General features: G+C 71.5%; 16 protein-coding genes. 13 read left to right on the forward strand and 3 right to left on the reverse strand.

All coding sequences use genetic code 11. The features are described 5' to 3' along the window. The first annotated feature begins 21 nt into the window (after positions 1-21). The 6 genes from ACZ7LS_RS10785 to ACZ7LS_RS10810 all read left to right on the forward strand — a co-directional run bounded on the left by ACZ7LS_RS10785 (position 22) and on the right by ACZ7LS_RS10810 (position 6,139). Positions 22-1,539: an ABC transporter substrate-binding protein gene (locus ACZ7LS_RS10785; RefSeq protein WP_382971165.1), complete on the forward strand. Its 1,518-nt coding sequence runs from the start codon at positions 22-24 to the stop codon at positions 1,537-1,539. 187 nt (positions 1,540-1,726) lie between these two features. After that, the gene (locus tag ACZ7LS_RS10790) at positions 1,727-2,692 is read left to right on the forward strand and encodes an ABC transporter permease (protein WP_382523233.1); all 966 of its coding nucleotides are present in this window, start codon (positions 1,727-1,729) and stop codon (positions 2,690-2,692) included. After that, complete coding sequence (locus ACZ7LS_RS10795; RefSeq protein ID WP_382523230.1) at positions 2,689-3,609, forward strand: ABC transporter permease; 921 nt, start codon at positions 2,689-2,691, stop codon at positions 3,607-3,609. The genes ACZ7LS_RS10790 and ACZ7LS_RS10795 overlap by 4 nt, the downstream gene beginning before the upstream one ends. Next, a complete protein-coding gene (locus ACZ7LS_RS10800) occupies positions 3,606-4,436 on the forward strand; it encodes an ATP-binding cassette domain-containing protein (RefSeq protein ID WP_382668078.1) in 831 nt (276 codons plus the stop codon). Before ACZ7LS_RS10795 ends, ACZ7LS_RS10800 begins: the two co-directional genes overlap by 4 nt. Further along, positions 4,433-5,293 carry an ABC transporter ATP-binding protein gene (locus ACZ7LS_RS10805; protein WP_382523224.1) on the forward strand — a complete coding sequence of 287 codons (861 nt, stop codon included), beginning with the start codon at positions 4,433-4,435 and terminating at the stop codon, positions 5,291-5,293. The genes ACZ7LS_RS10800 and ACZ7LS_RS10805 overlap by 4 nt, the downstream gene beginning before the upstream one ends. 150 nt (positions 5,294-5,443) lie before the next feature. Beyond that, positions 5,444-6,139, forward strand: coding sequence for a DUF4232 domain-containing protein (locus ACZ7LS_RS10810; RefSeq protein WP_385129437.1), 696 nt, complete (start codon positions 5,444-5,446; stop codon positions 6,137-6,139). 60 nt (positions 6,140-6,199) lie between these two features. Here the strand turns inward: ACZ7LS_RS10810 and aceB are convergent, their stop codons facing one another. Together aceB and ACZ7LS_RS10820 are read right to left on the reverse strand one after the other, a co-directional pair. Continuing rightward, complete coding sequence (aceB, locus tag ACZ7LS_RS10815; RefSeq protein ID WP_382523221.1) at positions 6,200-7,831, reverse strand: malate synthase A; 1,632 nt, start codon at positions 7,829-7,831, stop codon at positions 6,200-6,202. Between the two features lie 217 nt (positions 7,832-8,048). Next, the gene (locus tag ACZ7LS_RS10820) at positions 8,049-8,681 is read right to left on the reverse strand and encodes a nucleotidyltransferase family protein (RefSeq protein WP_382881795.1); all 633 of its coding nucleotides are present in this window, start codon (positions 8,679-8,681) and stop codon (positions 8,049-8,051) included. A 187-nt stretch (positions 8,682-8,868) separates the two neighbouring features. On the opposite strand from ACZ7LS_RS10820, the gene ACZ7LS_RS10825 reads away from it, so the two are divergent. The 3 genes from ACZ7LS_RS10825 (at position 8,869) to ACZ7LS_RS10835 (ending at position 12,513) form a co-directional block, all read left to right on the forward strand. Beyond that, the gene (locus ACZ7LS_RS10825) at positions 8,869-9,186 is read left to right on the forward strand and encodes a DUF5955 family protein (protein WP_382523216.1); all 318 of its coding nucleotides are present in this window, start codon (positions 8,869-8,871) and stop codon (positions 9,184-9,186) included. A gap of 113 nt (positions 9,187-9,299) precedes the next feature. Then, positions 9,300-10,061 carry a TetR/AcrR family transcriptional regulator gene (locus tag ACZ7LS_RS10830; protein WP_385129255.1) on the forward strand — a complete coding sequence of 254 codons (762 nt, stop codon included), beginning with the start codon at positions 9,300-9,302 and terminating at the stop codon, positions 10,059-10,061. A 4-nt stretch (positions 10,062-10,065) separates the two neighbouring features. Then, a complete protein-coding gene (locus ACZ7LS_RS10835; protein ID WP_385129439.1) occupies positions 10,066-12,513 on the forward strand; it encodes a SpoIIE family protein phosphatase in 2,448 nt (815 codons plus the stop codon). A gap of 129 nt (positions 12,514-12,642) precedes the next feature. Here ACZ7LS_RS10835 and ACZ7LS_RS10840 read toward each other — a convergent pair whose 3' ends face one another. After that, entirely contained in the window at positions 12,643-13,455 is an 813-nt protein-coding gene (locus tag ACZ7LS_RS10840) for an IclR family transcriptional regulator (RefSeq protein WP_382523208.1), read from the reverse strand. Between the two features lie 269 nt (positions 13,456-13,724). On the opposite strand from ACZ7LS_RS10840, the gene allB reads away from it, so the two are divergent. The 4 genes from allB (at position 13,725) to ACZ7LS_RS10860 (ending at position 18,808) form a co-directional block, all read left to right on the forward strand. Further along, on the forward strand, positions 13,725-15,062 hold the full coding sequence (gene allB, locus ACZ7LS_RS10845) for an allantoinase AllB (RefSeq protein WP_382523205.1): 1,338 nt from the start codon (positions 13,725-13,727) through the stop codon (positions 15,060-15,062). Positions 15,063-15,064: 2 nt separating this feature from the next. Then, positions 15,065-16,180: an allantoicase gene (gene alc, locus ACZ7LS_RS10850; protein WP_382523202.1), complete on the forward strand. Its 1,116-nt coding sequence runs from the start codon at positions 15,065-15,067 to the stop codon at positions 16,178-16,180. A 715-nt stretch (positions 16,181-16,895) separates the two neighbouring features. Next, positions 16,896-18,119, forward strand: coding sequence for a sensor histidine kinase (locus ACZ7LS_RS10855; protein WP_382523199.1), 1,224 nt, complete (start codon positions 16,896-16,898; stop codon positions 18,117-18,119). Continuing rightward, positions 18,116-18,808: a response regulator transcription factor gene (locus ACZ7LS_RS10860; protein WP_382523196.1), complete on the forward strand. Its 693-nt coding sequence runs from the start codon at positions 18,116-18,118 to the stop codon at positions 18,806-18,808. Before ACZ7LS_RS10855 ends, ACZ7LS_RS10860 begins: the two co-directional genes overlap by 4 nt.

The following is an 18,808-nucleotide window of genomic DNA, read 5'->3' on the forward strand; positions in this document are numbered from 1 at the left end:
AGTCGATCAGGAGTAGAAGTGATGAGAAAGTCCGTACCGCTGCTCGGCGGCACCCTGGTGGTCACCCTGTCCCTCGCCCTCACCGCCTGCGGCTCCGGGACCGACAGAACGAGCGACGCGCCCTCCGGCTCGTACGACAAGAACGCGACCGTCGGCATCGGCTCGCTCTATGAACCGCAGAACCTGGACAACACCGGCGGCGGCGGCCAGGGCGTGACCGAGGCGCTCAACGGCAATGTCTACGAGGGGCTGTTCACGCTCACCGACAGCGGCAGGACCGAGAAGCGGCTCGCCAAGGACTACACCGTCAGCCCGGACGGGCTCACGTACACCTTCACGCTGCGCGACGGCGTGACGTTCCACTCGGGCAAGGCGCTCACCTCCGCCGATGTGAAGTACAGCATCGAGAAGGTCCGCGCCGAGAACTCCCAGTCGGCGCGCAAGAGCAGCTTCGACATGGTCAAGTCGATCACGACCCCGGACCCGGCCACCGTCAAGGTGACCCTGTCGTCCAAGTCGATCTCCTTCGTCTACAACCTCAGCTATGTGTGGGTGGTCAACTCCGCGGCCAAGGACCTCAAGACCTCGGAGGACGGCACCGGCCCCTACACACTGGACAAGTGGACCCGGGGCTCCGCGCTCAGCCTGGCGCGCTTCCCGGGGTACTGGGGTACGCCGGCGACCAACGCGAAGGTCGTCTTCCACTACTACAAGGACGCGACCGCCCTCAACAACGCGCTGCTCACCAACGCCGTGGACGTGGTGACCAGCGAGCAGAGCCCGGACGCCCTCGACCAGTTCAAGAACAACCCGAACTACAAGGTCAACGACGGGAACTCGACCACCAAGCTGCTGCTGGCGTTCAACGACCGGGTCAAGCCGTTCGACAACGTCAAGGTGCGCAAGGCCGTCAGCTCCGCGATCGACAACAAGAAGCTGCTCCAGTCGGTCTGGGGCGACCACGGCACGCTGATCGGCTCGATGGTCCCGCCCACCGACCCCTGGTACGAGGACCTCACCAAGGTCAACCCGTACGACGTGACGCTCGCCAAGAAGCAGCTCGCCGAGGCCGGCTACCCCAAGGGCTTCAGCTTCACGCTCGACACCCCCAACTACGACCCGCACCCGACGGCCGCCACCTTCATCAAGTCGGAGCTGGCCAAGGTCGGTATCAAGGTCGACATCAACGTCATCACGCCGGACGAGTGGTACACCAAGGTCTACAAGAACCGCGACTTCAGCGCGACGCTCCAGGAGCATGTCAACGACCGCGACGTCGTCTGGTACGGCAACCCGGACTTCTACTGGGGCTACGACAACAAGCAGGTCACCGAGTGGGTGAAGCAGGCCGAGCAGTCGGACACCACCGACGGGCAGACGGCCCTGCTGAAGAAGGTCAACCGGCAGATCGCCGAGGACGCGGCGAGCGACTGGCTCTACCTCTATCCGCAGATCGTGGTGGCCAACACCAAGCTGTCGGGCTACCCGCTCAACGGTCTCAACGCGCAGTTCCACGCCTACGGCATCAAGAAGAGCTGACGCTCCCGCCCGAGCCGAAGCCCACGTGGGCCGAGGCTCCATGAGAGCCAAAGCCCACGTGGGCCGACGCTTCCTGTGGGCCGAGGCTCCATGTGAGCCGACGCTCCGCCCCGCCGTACGGGCCCGGCCGCCTCACTCCGGGCCCGCACGGCGGAATCCCCGCTTCCGTCGATCGGTCCCCTGCCTGATGATCTCCTACCTGCTGCGACGGCTGGCCTTCCTGGCCGGCTCACTGTTCCTGGCCAGCGTGGTGCTCTTCCTGCTGCTGCGGCTGCTCCCCGGTGACCCGGCGAACTCCCTGCTCTCGGTCGGCGCGACCCCGGAGCAGATCGCCGCCGCCCGCCACGAGATCGGCTCGGACCGCCCCGTACCCGAACAGTTCGTCCACTGGCTCCACCAGCTCGCCACCTTCGACCTGGGCAACTCGTTCGTCAGCACGCTCCCGGTCGGCCCGGAGATCACCTCCCGGCTCGATGTCACGGTCCCGCTGACGCTGCTCTCCTTCCTGCTGGCCGTGGTGATCGCCGTCCCCGTCGGCTTCGTCGCGGCCCACCGGTCGGCCACCTGGTACGGGACGCTGATCAGCGGGATCTCCCAACTGGGCATCGCCGTACCGGTCTTCTGGATCGGGATGATCCTCATCACCGTCTTCGCACTGCGCCTCGGCGTGCTGCCCGCCGGAGGCTTTCCGCAGGACGGCTGGGCGCGGCCGGGGGAGGCCCTCACCTCGCTGGCCCTGCCGGTGATCACCGTCGCGCTGGTGATGTCGGCCTCCCTCATCCGGTACGTACGGTCCGCGGCGCTGGATGTCCTCGACAGCGACTATCTGCGGACGGCCAGGGCTCTGGGCTCGTCCTTCAACCGCGCGATGTGGCGGCACGGCATGCGCAACGGCGCGGTGCCGGTCATCTCCGTCCTCGGGATCGAACTCGCCACCACCCTGCTCGGCGCGGTGGTCGTCGAGACGGTGTTCGCGCTGCCGGGCCTGGGCAGCCTCCTCGCCCAGGCCGTCGCCCAGCACGACTACCCCACGGTCCAGGGAGTCCTCTTCGTGAGCACCTTCGCGGTGCTGGTGATCGGGTTCCTCAGCGATCTCGCGCAGCGGCTGATCGATCCCCGGCTGCGCGGCCGGCTGTCCGGAGGCACCCGATGAGCGAGCGGACCGACCTGACCCCCGGCCCGGACGAGGCCGCCGCGGCCGTGGAGCCCGCCGCCCCCGCCGCGGCGAGCGGCACGAAGCGGCTCCCGGCCGCCCGTACCCGGCGCTCCCCGGCCCTGCTGGCCGGCTGCGTCCTGCTCGGCCTGATCGTCGTCACCGCGCTGGTCTCGCTGTTCTGGGTCCCGTACGCCCCCGACGACACGACCGGCGGCCGGCTCGCGGCGCCCGGACTGCCGCATCTGCTCGGCACCGACAAGCTCGGCCGCGATCTGCTGACCCAGCTGATGACCGGCGCGCGCATCGCGCTGGAGGCCGGCCTCGGCGCCATCGCGATCGGGACGGTGCTCGGTGTCTGCTTCGGGCTCGCCGCGGGCTTCGCCACCCGCTGGCTCGACGACACCCTCTCCACCCTGCTGGACGTCCTGATCGCCTTCCCCACCCTGCTGCTGGCGATGCTGATGGTGGCGGCCCGCTCCGCCTCGCTCGGTTCCGCGATCCTCGCCATCGGGCTCGCGATGACGGCCGTGGTGGCCCGGCTGACCCGGATCCTGGTCAAACGGGTCCTGGCGCAGGACTACATCACGGCGGCGCGCACCTCGGGCACCTCCTGGCCCCGCGTCATCACCGGCCATGTGCTGCCCAACATCTGGCCCACCCTGGTGGTGAACCTCGCCCAGCAGTTCGGCCTCGCAGTGATGGCCGAGGCGAGCCTGTCGTTCCTCGGGCTCGGCGCCCCGCCGCCGAACGCGTCCTGGGGGCGCATGCTCCAGGAGGCCCAGGCGACCGTGTTCGCCGCGCCCACCGGGGTCATCGCCCCCGGAGTACTGCTGGTCATGCTGGTCGTGGGCGTCAATCTGATCGCCGACGGACTGCGTGACACCCTCGACCCCACCCGGCGGAGGACCCGATGAACGCGCGCGCCACGCGGGTGCTCGATGTCGACGGACTGACGATCCGCACCGACCAGGGCCGGACCCTCGTCTCCGGCCTGACGTTCTCGGTCGACGCGGGCTCCCGGCTCGGCCTGGTCGGCGAGTCCGGCTCCGGCAAGTCCCTCACCGCGCTCGCCGTGCTGGGCCTGCTGCCCCCCGGAATGCACGCCTCGGGCAGCATCGTCCTGAGACCGGCCCCGGACGCACCGGGCACGGACGTCATCGGCGCGTCCGAGCAGCGGCTGACGGCGCTGCGCGGCCGGGCCGCCACCGTCGTCTTCCAGGAGCCCCTGACCGCGCTCGACCCGCTGATGCGGATCGGCGGCCAGCTCGCCGAACCGCTGCGCCGGTGGCGCGGGCTGCGCGGAGCGGCGCTGCGCCGCGCCGTGGCGGAGGCCCTCGATCAGGTACGGCTCCCCGACCCCGAGCGGATCACGCGCGCCTATCCGCACGAGATCTCCGGCGGACAGCGCCAGCGGGTCGCGCTCGCCATGGCGCTGGCCTGCGAACCGGCCCTGCTGATCGCGGACGAGCCCACCACCGCCCTCGATGTCACCGTCCAGTCCGAGGTGCTCGCGCTGCTGGACGGGCTGGTCGCCGAGCGCGACATGGCGCTGCTGTTCGTCAGCCACGACCTGGCGGTGGTCTCGTCCGTGACCGATCACGTCCTGGTGCTCAAGGACGGGTCGGCCGTCGAGTCCGGCAGTGTGGACGACATCGTGCGGCGCCCCCGGCACCCGTACACCCGGGACCTGGTGGACAGCGCCCGGCATCTCGAAAGCGCACTGGAACGGATCGTCCGATGACCACTCCGAACCCCGGCACCCCGGCGCCGGGCCACCGGGCCGCCGCCCCTGCCGACACCCCCGCCCCCGCGATCCTGGCCGCGCGGAACGCAGGGTTCGCGTACCGGGGCGCGCCCCCCGTCCTGCACGACGTCTCCCTCGACATCACCGCGGGCCACAGCCTCGGGCTGGTCGGCGAGTCCGGGGCGGGCAAGACCACGGTGCTGCGGCTGCTGCTCGGCCTCAGCCGCCCCACGAGCGGGCGGATCCTGTTCGACGGGGACGAGCTGAGGCTCCGCGACCGCGACCAGATGCGCCGCTTCCGGCGCGGCGTACAGAGCGTGTTCCAGGACCCGTACTCCTCGCTCGACCCCCGGCAGCGGGTCAGCGGCATCGTCGCGGAACCGCTGCGCTCGCTCGGTCTGAGCCGGCCGGTGCCGCGCGGGGAGGAGGATCCGCGCGTCGCCGCCGCTCTGGAGGCCGTCGGGCTGCCCGCCGACGCCGCCCGCCGCTATCCGCACGAGTTCTCCGGCGGCCAGCGCCAGCGCATCGCCATCGCCAGGGCCACGGTGTGCGAGCCCCGCGTGCTCCTCGCCGACGAACCGGTCAGCGCGCTCGATGTCACCACCCGCGTCAGGATCGTCGACCTGCTCGTCGAGCTGAAGGAGACACGGGGGCTGACCATCGCGATGGTCTCGCACGACCTGTCGGTGGTGGCGGCGCTGTGCGAGCGGACGGCGGTGCTGGAACGCGGGCGGGTCGTGGAGCAGGGCGACACCACGTCCGTCCTGGGCGCGCCCTCGCATCCGTACTCGCGGCGGCTGATCGCGAGCGTACCGAGGCTTCCGTCCCCCAAGACCCCCGGACATGCCCCTTGAGCTGCGGCTGTGCGATCCAACGCCGTTTCGTGGAACCGCAGTCGCTGAGACAGAACCCGGACATGCGCAGGATCATTTCAGGATCGAGCCGGCCCTAGTGTCGTCGGTGTCAGCAGGAAACACCGCAACCGACAGTCGCTGGAGATCATGATGCGTTCGCGTCTCGCCGCCCGTTCCGCCCGTCTCGCCCTGGCCGCCGCGGCCGTGACGGCCCTCGCCGCCGCCACCACCGCCTGCAACCCCGGCGACGGCGCGGACACCGGCAGCTCCGCGGCGCCCTCCGCCGTCGCCTCCGCGGGCAGTGGCGGGAGCGACGACGCCTCCGGCGACAGCACCTCCGCCGGCGACTCCAACTCCGGCGGCTCGTCCACCGGCGGTTCCGACTCCGGCGGCTCCGGCGACAAGGCCGGCTCGGGCGACGGCGGGAAGAGTGGCTACGGGCAGTCCTGCGGCGCCAACGACCTGGACTTCACGGTCACTTCGGAGTCCCAGGCCGGCGGCTACTACCTCGTCACCGCCAAGGCCAAGTCCGGCATCACCTGCTACCTCGACATCAACACCCCCAGCGTGTCCTTCGGCTCCGACGCCGACGGCGTCGCCTCCCCCGTCGGGCAGGGCGGCGAGGACCCCATCAAGCTCACCGGCTCCGCCGCCGCCTACACCGGCATCAGCCCCAAGACCACCAGCGACGACTCAGGCGTCGAGTTCGAGAACGTCATCATCGGCGTCGGCGAAGAGGACCCCAACCCCGCCGAACTCAAGCTCCCCGAGCCCGCCACCGTCGACAAGCCCATCGTCACCGGCTGGGCCACCAACCCCGCCAACTCCGTGCCGGTCATCGTCTGACGAACAGGGTGAGGTGGTCCCGGGGGCGCGCCACGGGCGCGCGCCCCCCCCCGGGATTCGTCAGCCGCGCAGCTGCTCGTACGCCGGGAGCGTGAGGAAGTCCGCGTAGTCGTCGTCGAGCGCGACCGTCAGCAGCAGATCGTGGGCCTGCTGCCAGCGGCCGGCGGTGAAGGCCTCCTCGCCGATCTCGGCGCGGATCGCGGCGAGTTCGTCGGCGGCGAGGGCGCGGGCCAGTTCCCCGGTGGCGCGTACGGTACGGCCCTCGTGCTCGAACTCGACGCCCGCGTTGATCCACTGCCAGATCTGCGAACGGGAGATCTCCGCGGTCGCCGCGTCCTCCATCAGGTTGAAGATCGCGACCGCGCCCATGCCACGCAGCCACGCCTCGATGTAGCGGATGCCGACCTGGACGGCGTTGCGCAGACCCTCGTAGGTGGGCCGCGCGTCGAGCGAGTCGATGGCGGTCAGATCGCCCGCGGCGACGGAGACGTCCTCGCGCAGCCGGTCCTTCTGGTTCGGGCGGTCGCCGAGGACCGCGTCGAAGGAGGCCATGGCGATCGGGACCAGATCGGGGTGGGCGACCCAGGAGCCGTCGAAGCCGTCGTGCGCCTCGCGGTCCTTGTCGGCCTTGACCTTCTCGAAGGCGACCTTGTTGACCTCGGCGTCGTGCCGGGACGGGATGAAGGCCGCCATACCGCCGATCGCGTGGGCGCCGCGCTTGTGGCAGGTACGGACGAGCAGTTCGGTGTACGCGCGCATGAACGGGGCCGTCATCGTCACCGCGTTGCGGTCCGGCAGCACGAACTTGGCGCCGCCGTCACGGAAGTTCTTGACGATCGAGAAGAGATAGTCCCAGCGGCCCGCGTTCAGCCCGGAGGCGTGGTCGCGCAGCTCGTAGAGGATCTCCTCCATCTCGTACGCGGCGGTGATCGTCTCGATCAGCACGGTCGCGCGGACGGTCCCCCGCGGGATGCCCACGTAGTCCTGGGCGAAGACGAACACATCGTTCCAGAGACGGGCCTCCAGATGCGATTCCGTCTTCGGCAGATAGAAGTACGGGCCCTTGCCCAGCTCGATCAGGCGCTTGGCGTTGTGGAAGAAGTACAGCCCGAAGTCGACCAGCGCGCCCGGCACCTGCTCGCCGTTCAGCTGGAGGTGACGCTCGGCCAGATGCCAGCCGCGCGGGCGCATCACGACGGTCGCGAGCGCATCGGCGTCCTTGAGGGCGTACGACTTGCCGGAGCGCGGGTCGGTGAAGTCGATACGGCGGTGGTAGGCGTCGCTCAGATTGAGCTGGCCGAGGATCACGTTCTCCCAGGTGGGGGCGGAGGCGTCCTCGAAGTCGGCGAGCCAGACGCGCGCACCTGAGTTGAGCGCGTTGACGGTCATCTTCCGGTCGGTCGGACCCGTGATCTCCACCCGGCGGTCGTCCAGCGCGGCAGGCGACGGCGCGACCCGCCAGCTGTCGTCCGCGCGGATCGCGGCGGTCTCCGGCAGGAAGTCCAGGCTGGAGGTACGGGCGATCTCGGCGCGGCGCTCGGCGCGGCGGGCCAGCAGCTCGTCACGGCGCGGGGTGAACCGCCGGTGCAGCTCCGCCACGAAGGTGAGGGCCGCTTCGGTGAGCACCTCGTCCTGCCGGGGCAGCGGTTCGGCATCGACGACGGCCAGCGGGGAGGGCGCTGGTGCGGACATGAGCTGTCACTCCTTCACGGGCGGTGCCTGGGACCGCCGTTCGGCCCAGTACGGCACGGAGTGCCGAGGCATGGGGGTACGGTCGCCGGCGCCGTATGGGGGGTCAGGCGCTTCTGACCTGTGGATAATAGTTTCCTCATGGTGGAAGTTCAATGGTTTGTTGATGTCGAGATTCTCCGGGTCGACAGACCACGGCTCCGAGTGCCACGGCCCCCGCTCACGGTGCGAGGTGCGACAGATCCTCCTCCGTATCGATGTCGTACGCCCGCGCGACATCCCCGCACTCCACGCGCGCGATCTCGCTCTCGTGTGCCCGCAGATACGCCCGCGCACCGCGATCACCCTCCGCGTCCGCCGCGATCTCCGCCCACCGGCGGGCGCCGAACAGCACGGGATGGCCGCGCTTCCCGTCGTAGGAGGCCGCCACGAGCGAATCCGGGGTGCGGTACGCGCCCGCCACCCGGGCCACCGCCGCCGCGCCGATGCCCGGCTGGTCCACCAGCAGCACCACGACCGCCTCCGCGTCCGTACCCGCCAGCGAGGCCAGCCCCGCCCGCAGCGAGGACCCCATGCCGTCGGCCCATCGCGGATTGTCGACCAGTACGCATCCCGGCAGCTCGGCCCGGCCCCGTACCTCGTGCGCCGCCGCCCCCACCACCACATGCACCGGCCCGCAGCCCCCCTCGCGCAGCGCACGCGCGCCATGCTCGACCAGTGGCCGCCCCCGATGCGTCAGCAACGCCTTGGGCCGTCCCCCGAGCCTGCGCCCGCCGCCGGCGGCGAGCAGCAGCCCGGCGATCACGGGATGTGGCGGGGCGGGCGGGCGCGTGTCCTTCGCTGTGCCTGGCATGAGTACTGCGTACCTCAATCCGTCGTACTTCGCTCCGTGGAGTGGCGCGTACCGCGCGTAATGGCGTTAACTTGCCCGCGAACCTTGGCGCTTGACCACCGTCCGGGGAGTCGGCCTTTGGTGTGCGGCGGTACAGAAACGGGCCCGGCGCAACGGCGTGTACGGGCGAGGGGCAAGGGGGAGAGCTTTGTTGCGGAGCGTGGAGCAGACGCCGGTGGCAGAGAAGGGCGAGGACCCGAGGGTCGCGGAGCTGCGGGCCGCGGTGTCCCGGCTCAGACGTGAACTGGCCGGCTACCAGGCCGAGTTCAGGGACCGCGCCATCGCGGAGGACGAGCTGGCGGCCCTTGCCGCGATGGTGGCGAGTGGCGCTCCCGAGGCATCCCGCATGCGCCGTTCGCTGCTGCTGATCGTGGGCTCGATCGGTTCGGTCAGCGCGCTGGGGCAGGCGCTGATGAGCGTACGGGCCGCGGTCGATCTCTTCGGTGACGCGCCCCGCAGGCACTGACGGGGTTCATGTTTCCCGTCGGCGCGCGCTTCTCGCCGGCGCGCAGCTGTCGGGCCCTCGTAAAAATCATATCAATGAGCTTGAAATGATGATATCGCCTGTAAATTAGGTGTATGCAGAAGCGAACCGCGCGCACTCGGGATCGGGTGCTGGGCGCCGCAGCGGATCTGTTGACGAGCGAGGGCCGCGCGGCTGTTTCCACCCGGGCGGTGAGCGCCGCGGCCGGGGTTCAGCCACCGACGCTGTACCGGCTGTTCGGTGACAAAGAGGGGCTGCTCGACGCGCTCGCGGCCTACGGGTTCCGGCAGTACCTCATCGAGAAGCAGGCTCTGGAGGAGACCGACGACCCCCTCGCCGACCTGCGCCGCTCGTGGGACCTGCATGTGGATTTCGGTCTTTCGCGGCCGGGCTTCTACGTACTGATGTACGGCGAAGGGCGTTACCGAGGGGACATCCCCGCCGGGTCGGAGACCAGCGCGATCCTGCGCCGGAACCTGACCCGGGTGGCGGTCGCCGGCCGGCTCCGCATGAGCGTGGAGCGCGCGACTCGGCTCATGCACGCCAGTGGTCTCGGCGTCGTGCTGTCACTGATCGCGACCCCGCCTTCTGAGCGGGACCTCGAACTTCCGGCGATCGCCCGCGAACACGTACTGCGAACGATCACGACCACGGGTGAGTGCGAGCAGGAGGCGGCGACGGGCGTCGCCGGGCGAGCCGTGGCCCTGCGCGAGGCGTTGCGCGACAGCGGCACCACCGTACTGACGCGTTCCGAGCGCGCGCTGCTGTCGGACTGGCTCGATCGCATCGCCGACACGGGTCCTCCTGTCGTCCGGTACGCACCCGACAGGAGGGACGGCCGCCATGGTCACGTGTAGGGACATGCCGCCGAGCGCGGGAAACGAGACAGGGCGGACGATCGGCGCGGCCATAGCGGTCGTCGATGCGGAAGGGACCGTGGTCGGGTGGACTCAGGCCGCCGAGCGGCTCGTCGGTTTCCCGGCGGCGGACGCGGTCGGCCGCGCCGCCGCGGAGGTGCTGCCTGCCCTTGACGGCGTCTCGAAGGCATCGGCATGGGCGGAGCGCGGCCGCGCCGAGTGCGGCTGGCCCGGGGGCGCCGGGCTCCGCCACCGCGACGGCAGCCCTCTGGATGTGACCCTCCGGGCCTGCCCGCTGGAGGGGCGGGGCGCGAGGACCCACTGGCTCGTCTCCGTGGCCGACATGACCGGGATCTCCTCGTGGCCGGTGAACGGGGCGGGGGTGGAGTCGCTTCTGTCCAGCGCGCCGATCGGCATCGCCGTCCGCGATCCGGAACTGCGCTGTACCTGGGTGAACGACGCCCTGGCACTTCAGGACGGCCTTCCCCGTGACATACGGCTCGGGCGGCGGCTGACGGAGGTACTGCCGGGAAGCGAGGCCCGGAAGGTCGAGGCGGTCATGCGGCAGGTCCTGGAGAGCGGCATCCCGACAGTCGACCTTGAGTACCGGGTGTGTCTGCCCGGTGCGCCGGACAGAGCGGACCCACGCCGGGAGCATTCGTTCTCGACCTCCTTCTTCCGCCTCGATGACGCTCAGGGCCACGTCCTGGGGGTGTGTGTCATGAGCGTGGATGTGACGGACAGACAGCGAGCACGGGAGCGCCTGGCCGTCCTCAGCGAGGCCGGCACGCGGATCGGCAGCACGTTGGACGTGATGCGGACCGGGCAGGAACTGGCCGACTTCGCCGTGCCACGCATCGCGGAATACGTCACCGTCGACCTGGCGGAGTCGGTGCCGCTGGGCGAGGACTCCCTGGCCCGGCTCGGCGCGGCGAACGGACGTATACCGGCCTTCCGCCGGGCCGGCGTCGCATCGATTCACGAGGGGGCTCCGGAGTCCCTCTGGCCACGGGGGGAGCAAGTCTTCGTCCCCGCGTACTCGCCCTTCACCGAGGTCCTGACCTCGGGCAGATCCCACCTGGAACCGGTGCTGGACGTCGGCAGCACGTGGCTCGGGCAGGATCCGGGGCGGTCGGAGAAGATCCGCGACTACGGGATGCATTCCCTGATGGTCGTGCCGATCCACGCGCGCGGGGCGGTGCTGGGGGTGGCGGTCTTCGTCCGTATGGAGGACCCGGCGCCCTTCGAAGCGGATGATCTGCTCTTCGCCGAGGAACTCGTCTCTCGCGCCGCGCTGTCACTGGACAACGCCCGCCGGTACGTCCGCGAGCGTGCCGCGGCGTTCGCACTGCAGCGCAACCTGCTCCCGCGCCGCCTCACCGGCGGGGACGCCGTCGAGGTGGCTTCCCGCTACCTTCCCGCGGACACGGAGGACGGAGTGGGAGGTGACTGGTTCGATGTGATCCCACTGTCCGGTGCCCGGGTCGCGCTGGTCGTGGGTGACGTCGTGGGACACGGCATCAACGCCGCGGCGACCATGGGCAGGCTCCGCACGGCCGTGCATACGCTCGCGAACCTGGACCTGCCGCCCGACGAGCTGTTGGCCCACCTCGACGACACGATCGACCGCCTCGCCGAGGAGGGCGCCGACTCCCAGGACCACACGACCGTGGCGGTGGGGGCCACCTGCCTCTACGCCGTCTACGACCCGGTGACACGGCACTGCACGATGGCACGAGCGGGGCACCCGCCGCCCGCGATCGTCGGACCTCAAGGCCAGGTCACCTTCCCCGACCTGCCGTCCGGCCTGCCGCTCGGCGTCGGACTTGCCTCCTTCGAAGCCGCGGAGCTGGAACTCCCCGAGGGCTCCGTACTCGCCTTCTACACCGACGGACTGGTCGAGACCCGCGACCAGGACATCGACGCGGGGCTGCGCCGACTGGGCACTGCCCTGGCGGCGCGGCCGGACCGGCCCCTGGAAGAGCTCTGCTCGGCCGTGATCGACACCTTGCCGACCCAGGCACCGTTCGACGACGCCACCCTGCTCCTCGCCCGGACCCGCTCGCTCAGGCCGACGCAGGTCGCCTCCTGGGAGCTGGCGGACAAGCCGGTCGTCGTCGGTCAGGCCCGCGCGCTGGTCACCGCCCAGCTGACCGAGTGGGGACTGGAGAATCTCGCGGCCACCACCGAACTCATCGTCAGCGAACTGGTCACCAACGCCCTTCGCCATGGTGCCGCGCCGGTCACCCTCCGTCTGATCCGACACCGCGTGCTCGTCTGCGAGGTCTCCGATGCCAGCGACACCGCCCCGCGCATGCGCCATGCCCGTGCGACCGACGAGGGTGGCCGAGGGCTCTTCATCGTCGCGCGGCTCGCCTGGAAACATGGCACCCGCTACAGCGCCGAGGGCAAGATCGTCTGGGCCGAACAGGAACTGAAACCCGTGGAGTGACCATGCTCGGCGGCGGAGGATCATCTGTGTACTTGGACGTACGTGGACCACTCCGACAACGCGGCGAGCGCGCGTGCCGGGCGCCGCGTGGCGGGCGCCGCGGGCCGGGCGGGACTTTCGCGCCACGCCCTAGGCGGGTGACTGCGCCTGCGCCGTGTTCGCCAGCACCTCGGAGAGATCCCGCGCGACCTCCTGGAGCACCGGAACGATCCGATCCGTAGCCTCCTCCGTCACCCGGCCCGCCGGACCGGAGATGGAGATGGCCGCGGCCGTGGGGGAGTTGGGCACCGGAACCGCCAGGCAGCGGACGCCGATCTCCTGCTCGTTGTCGTCGACCGCGTACCCCGCGCGACGCACCAGCTCCAGGGCGTCCAGGAAGCCGTCGGGTGTCGTGATCGTCTTCTCGGTGGCGGCGGGCATCCCCGTACGGGACAGCAGGGCGCGGACCTCCTCCGGCGGGATGTGCGCGAGCAGTGCCTTGCCCACGCCCGTGGAGTGCGGCAGTACCCGCCGGCCGACCTCGGTGAACATCCGCATCGAGTGCTTCGAGGGGACCTGCGCGACATACACGATCTCGTCGCCGTCGAGCAGCGCCATGTTCGCCGTCTCGCCGGTCTCCTCGACCAGCCGGGCCAGATAGGGCCTCGCCCACGTACCGAGCAGCCGCGACGCGGACTCGCCGAGCCGGATCAGCCGCGGGCCGAGCGCGTACCGGCGATTGGTCTGCTGGCGCACATAGCCGCAGGCCACCAGCGTGCGCATCAGCCGGTGGATGGTCGGCAGCGGCAGCCCGCTGCTTGCCGAGAGTTCGCTGAGCCCGACCTCGCCGCCCGCGTCCGCCATTCGTTCGAGCAGGTCGAAGGCGCGCTCAAGGGACTGGACGCCGCCGCTGGCGGGGGCGGATTTGGTGGCGTCGGTGGTGCTGGCGCTGGACGACGGCACGGCAACGGTCCTTTCAGGGCGGGCGGTGCAGGCAAGCAGCCTATCGGGCCGTGCGAGCGGGTACTTGATCGATGGTGGAGCGTCTCTGCCGGTCAGGACGTTTCCGTCCGGCGCCGACGGTCAATTGTGTGCGATTGGTCCATTCTCTATCGCGAAATCAAGTTTTCACTGTACGGAAACATTCGGGCCCGGTCCGGTCTTGACTGGTCAGGGCCGGGAGTGAAGACTCCTTCAACAGTTCGTTGAATCTCGCTCAGTGAGGGGCACCGGTGTCCGATGTGAGCCTGGTACTGCGCTCGACGCGCGTCATCACGCCGGAAGGGACGCGGGCGGCCTCGATCGCCGTCGCCGACGGCAGGATCGCGGGCGTGCTGCCGTACGACGCGGAGGTGCCGCCCGGCGCCCGGCTGGAGGACGTCGGCGGCGATGCCGTGCTCCCCGGGCTCGTCGACACCCACGTCCATGTGAACGACCCGGGGCGCACCGCGTGGGAAGGCTTCTGGACCGCCACCCGCGCGGCGGCGGCCGGCGGGATCACCACGCTCCTGGACATGCCGCTGAACTCCCTGCCGCCCACCACCACGGCCGCCCACCTGCGCACCAAACGCGAGGTGGCCCGTACGAAGGCCCATATCGACGTCGGCTTCTGGGGCGGCGCCGTCCCGGACAACGTCAAGGATCTGCGCCCGCTCCACGACGCCGGGGTCTTCGGCTTCAAGAGCTTCCTCTCGCCGTCCGGAGTCGACGAGTTCCCCGCGCTGGACCAGGAACAACTCGGCCGCTCGCTCGCCGAGATCGCCGGCTTCGGCGGGCTGCTGATCGTGCACGCCGAGGACCCGCGCGAACTGGCGGCGGCGCCCCCGCCGAGCGGCCCCGCCTACGCCGGTTTCCTGGCGTCCCGGCCGCGCGGCGCCGAGAACGCCGCGATCACGAGCCTGATCGCCCAGGCCCGGCGGCTCGACGCCCGGGTCCATGTACTGCATCTGTCGTCGTCCGACGCGCTGCCGCTGCTCGCCGAGGCCAAGCGGGACGGCGTCCGGATCACCGTCGAGTCCTGTCCGCACTTCCTGACCCTCACCGCGGAGGAAGTCCCGGACGGGGCCACGGAGTTCAAGTGCTGCCCGCCGATCCGCGAGGCCGCGAACCAGGACGCGCTCTGGCAGGGCCTCGCCGACGGCACCATCGACTGCGTCGTCTCCGACCACTCGCCCTGCACCACCGATCTCAAGACCGCCGACTTCGCGACCGCCTGGGGCGGCATCTCCTCCCTCCAGCTGGGCCTGCCCGCGGTATGGACCGAGGCCCGCCGGCGCGGCCTGCCGCTGGAGGACGTCGTCCGCTGGATGTCGACGGCCCCCGCCGCGCTCGCCGGACTGACCCGCAAGGGCGCCATCGAGACGGGCCGCGACGCCGACTTCGCGGTCCTCGCGCCCGACGAGACCTTCACCGTCGACCCGGCCCGCCTCCACCACCGCAATCAGGTGACGGCGTACGCGGGCAGGACGCTGTTCGGCGTCATCAGATCCACCTGGCTGCGCGGCACCCGGATCAGCCACGACGGCGTGCTCACGGAGCCCACCGGCCACCTGCTCGAAAGGAACGACTGACCGTGCCCGAAGCCCTGTTCACCGGTGACGCCCGCCCGTACGGCGGCGGCGACCCGTACGCCGACTACCGCACCACCGAGTTTCCCTTCGCCCACCTCGCCGATCTCGCCGACCGCCGGCTGGGGGCCGGTGTCATCGCCGCCAACGACGAGTTCTTCGCCGAACGCGAGAACCTGCTGAAACCCGGAGCGGCGGAGTTCGACCCGGAGCGCTTCGGCCACAAGGGCAAGATCATGGACGGCTGGGAGACCCGCCGCCGCCGCGGCTCCGGCGCCGACCGGCCGCACCCGGCCGACGAGGACCACGACTGGGCCCTGATCAGGCTCGGCGCGCCGGGGGTGATCCGGGGAATCGTCGTCGACACCGCCCACTTCCGCGGCAACTACCCGCGGGCGGTCTCGGTGGAGGCCACCTCGCTGCCCGGCTCCCCGTCGCCCGAGGACCTCCTCGGCGACGGCGTGAAGTGGACGGCGCTGGTGCCCCGTACGGCCATCGGCGGCCACGCCGCGAACGGCTTCGCGGTGGACGTGGAACAGCGCTTCACGCATCTGCGGCTGAACCAGCACCCCGACGGCGGCGTCGCCAGGCTCCGCGTGTACGGCGAGGTCGCGCCCGATCCCGCGTGGCTCGGGGTCCTCGGTACGTTCGACCTCGTCGCGCTGGAGAACGGCGGCGGGGTGGAGGACGCCTCCGACCGCTTCTACTCGCCCGCCACGAACACGATCCAGCCGGGCCGCTCCCACCAGATGGACGACGGCTGGGAGACCCGGCGCCGCCGGGACAAGGGGAACGACTGGATCCACTACCGGCTGGTGGCACAGGCCGAGATCCGCGCCGTCGAGATCGACACGGCGTATCTGAAGGGCAACGCGGCGGGGTGGGCGGCGCTGTCGGTACGGGACGGGGAGACGGGGGAGTGGACGGAGGCGCTGCCCCGGACGAGGCTGCAGCCGGATACGAACCACCGGTTCGCACTCGGTGCGGCGGTGGTGGCGACGGAGGTCAGACTGGACATCTTCCCGGACGGAGGGGTCTCGCGACTGCGGGTGTTCGGGGGCCTGACGGAGACGGGAGCGGCCGGGCTGGCGGCGCGGCACAGGGAACTGGGCGGGGGATAGCCGCGGTGGGCGACGGGCCGCGGTCGCCACGGCCGGTGCCGGCGGCAGAACCGCACCGCGAACCACGCCCCCGCCGAAGGCGCACCGCACCGAACCACCGGCCCGCGGCCGGAAGGCACGGCGCCGGACGACGGGTCTGCGGCCGGAGGGCGCGGCGCCGGGTGACGGGCCCGCGGCCGGAAGGCACGGCGCCGGGCGACGGGCCTGCGGTCGGAGAGCACGGCGCCGGGTGACGGGCCTGCGGTCGGAAGGGACCGTGGCCGATCATCGGCCTGCGGCCGGAAGGGCACGGCGCCGGGCCTGTGGCCGGAGGGCGCGGCGCCGGGTGACGGGTCTGCGGCCGGAGGGCGCGGCGCCGGGTGACGGGCCCGCGGCCGGAAGGCACGGCGCCGGGCGACGGGCCTGCGGCCGGAGAGCATGGCACCCGACGACCGGCCCGCGGCCGGAAGGCGCCGCGCCCGATTATCGGCCTGCGGTCGAAGGGCATGGCGCCCGACGACCGGCCTGCGGCCGGAAGGGACCGTCGCCGGGTCATCGGCTCGTGGCCGAAGGCGCACCGCGCCCGGTCATCGGCCCCGGCCGAGCCGTACCGCGAACCACGACCCCCCGCCGGAAGGCGTACCGCGCGGAGACCATCGTCGGCTCTCCTCCGACTTTGGTAGCCGCCGACCTCGCCGACCCGCTCGGGCCCGCCCCACCTGCGTAAATTGTCAATATGACACGCACGGACTACCCCTGGCTGCTCCCCTCGGAGATGATCGACCCACGAGGCCCCGAGCTGCCCGGCGACCGTGGCCGTGCCCGGCCGCGGCGGACCGTGCGGGACTGGATCATCGACACCCTGATGTTCGTCCTCGCCGCCGGCATCGGGCTGCTCGCCCTGGAGGCCGGCGAGAGGGCCGGCAACCCGGAGGGCGTCGTCTTCGCCGACATGATCGTGGGCGTGCTGGCCTGCTGCGCCCTGTGGACGCGGCGGCGCTGGCCCGTGGTGCTCGCGGTCGTGCTCGCCGTGGTCAACGTGGTGGCGCCGGTCACCGGCGGGGCCGCGCTCGTGGCGCTCTTCTGCGTGGCCGTGCACCGGCCGTTCCGGACCGTCGCGGCCGTCGGCGGACTGTCCCTGGTGGCCGGGTGCCTTCAGGCATGGGTCCGGCCCGATCCGGAGACGTCGCTGACGACCGGCATCGTCGCGACCGTCGTGCTGGTCCTGATGGTCACCGGCTGGGGCATGCTCGTACGGGCCAGGCGCCAGCTCGTCGTCGCGCTGCGCGAGCGGGCGACCCGCGCCGAGGCCGAGGCCGACCTGCGGGCCGAACAGGCGCAGCGGCTCGCGCGCGAGGCCATCGCGCGGGAGATGCACGACGTGCTCGCGCACCGGCTGACGCTGCTCAGCGTCCACGCGGGCGCGCTGGAGTTCCGGCCGGACGCGCCGGCGCCCGAGGTCGCCAGGGCCGCCGGGGTGATCCGGGACAGCGCGCACGAGGCGCTCCAGGACCTGCGCATGATCATCGGGGTGCTGCGGGCGCCCGGTGACGAGGGCCACCGGCCGCAGCCCACTCTGGCCACCCTGGACGCGCTGGTCGCCGAGTCGCGGGAGGCCGGGATGAAGGTGACGCTGGACAGCCGGGTCGACGATCCGACGGCGGTGCCCGCCGCCACGGGCCGTACCGCCTACCGCATCGCCCAGGAGGGCCTGACCAACGCCCGCAAGCACGCGCCGGGCACCGAGGCCACCGTCGAGGTGAGCGGCGGGCCGGGGGACGGTCTCACCGTCGAAGTGCGCAACGCCGCGCCGCGTGGCGAGGTCCCGAGAGTGCCCGGTTCCGGCCAGGGGCTGATCGGGCTGACCGAGCGCGCGCTGCTGGCCGGCGGCCGGTTCGAGCACGGAGCCACCGGCGACGGCGGGTTCGCCGTCCGCGCTTGGCTACCGTGGGCCTCATGAGTATCCGGCTGATCATCGTCGACGACGACCCCCTTGTCCGCGCGGGACTGACGTTCATGCTCGGCGGCGCCGACGACATCGAGATCGTCGGCGAGGCCGCCGACGGCGCCGAGGTCCCGGCGCTGATCGAGCGGACCGCGCCCGATGTGGTGCTGATGGACATCCGGATGCCCGCCGTGGACGGTCTGACGGCCACGGAGACGCTGCGCCGCCGCCAGGACGCCCCTGAGGTGCTCGTGCTGACCACCTTCCACGCGGACGAACAGGTGCTGCGGGCGCTGCGCGCCGGGGCGGCCGGATTCGTTCTGAAGGACACCCCGCCCGCCGAGATCGTCACCGCGGTACGGCGGGTGGCGGCCGGGGACCCGGTGCTCTCACCGGCCGTCACCCGCCAGCTCATGACCCATGTGGCGGAGGCGCCCGGCGGCGCCCGGCGGGACGCCGCTGCGGCGGACCGGCTCGACTCCCTCGCCGAGCGCGAACGGGAGGTCGCGCTCGCCGTGGGCCGTGGCCAGTCGAACGCCGAGATCGCCGCCGGGCTCTATATGAGCGTCCCCACCGTCAAGGCCCATGTCTCCCGCGTCCTGGCCAAACTCGGCCTCAACAACCGTGTCCAGATCGCCCTGTTGGTGCATGACGCCGATCCGGCCATGGGAGAGGACGGTGGCCGCGGCGGCGACGTACGCTGA

This window comes from Streptomyces sp. NPDC039430 (assembly GCF_055639435.1).

Bases quoted from the DNA above. Each gene is read 5' to 3' on its own strand.
- ACZ7LS_RS10800 (WP_382668078.1), top strand. From the start codon at position 3,606: ATGAACGCGCGCGCCACGCGGGTGCTCGATGTCGACGGACTGACGATC.
- ACZ7LS_RS10835 (WP_385129439.1), top strand. From the start codon at position 10,066: ATGCCGCCGAGCGCGGGAAACGAGACAGGGCGGACGATCGGCGCGGCC.
- ACZ7LS_RS10830 (WP_385129255.1), top strand. From the start codon at position 9,300: ATGCAGAAGCGAACCGCGCGCACTCGGGATCGGGTGCTGGGCGCCGCA.
- ACZ7LS_RS10810 (WP_385129437.1), top strand. From the start codon at position 5,444: ATGCGTTCGCGTCTCGCCGCCCGTTCCGCCCGTCTCGCCCTGGCCGCC.
- ACZ7LS_RS10860 (WP_382523196.1), top strand. From the start codon at position 18,116: ATGAGTATCCGGCTGATCATCGTCGACGACGACCCCCTTGTCCGCGCG.
- ACZ7LS_RS10805 (WP_382523224.1), top strand. From the start codon at position 4,433: ATGACCACTCCGAACCCCGGCACCCCGGCGCCGGGCCACCGGGCCGCC.
- ACZ7LS_RS10785 (WP_382971165.1), top strand. From the start codon at position 22: ATGAGAAAGTCCGTACCGCTGCTCGGCGGCACCCTGGTGGTCACCCTG.
- ACZ7LS_RS10795 (WP_382523230.1), top strand. From the start codon at position 2,689: ATGAGCGAGCGGACCGACCTGACCCCCGGCCCGGACGAGGCCGCCGCG.
- aceB (WP_382523221.1), bottom strand. From the start codon at position 7,831: ATGTCCGCACCAGCGCCCTCCCCGCTGGCCGTCGTCGATGCCGAACCG.
- ACZ7LS_RS10820 (WP_382881795.1), bottom strand. From the start codon at position 8,681: ATGCCAGGCACAGCGAAGGACACGCGCCCGCCCGCCCCGCCACATCCC.
- ACZ7LS_RS10855 (WP_382523199.1), top strand. From the start codon at position 16,896: ATGACACGCACGGACTACCCCTGGCTGCTCCCCTCGGAGATGATCGAC.
- ACZ7LS_RS10790 (WP_382523233.1), top strand. From the start codon at position 1,727: ATGATCTCCTACCTGCTGCGACGGCTGGCCTTCCTGGCCGGCTCACTG.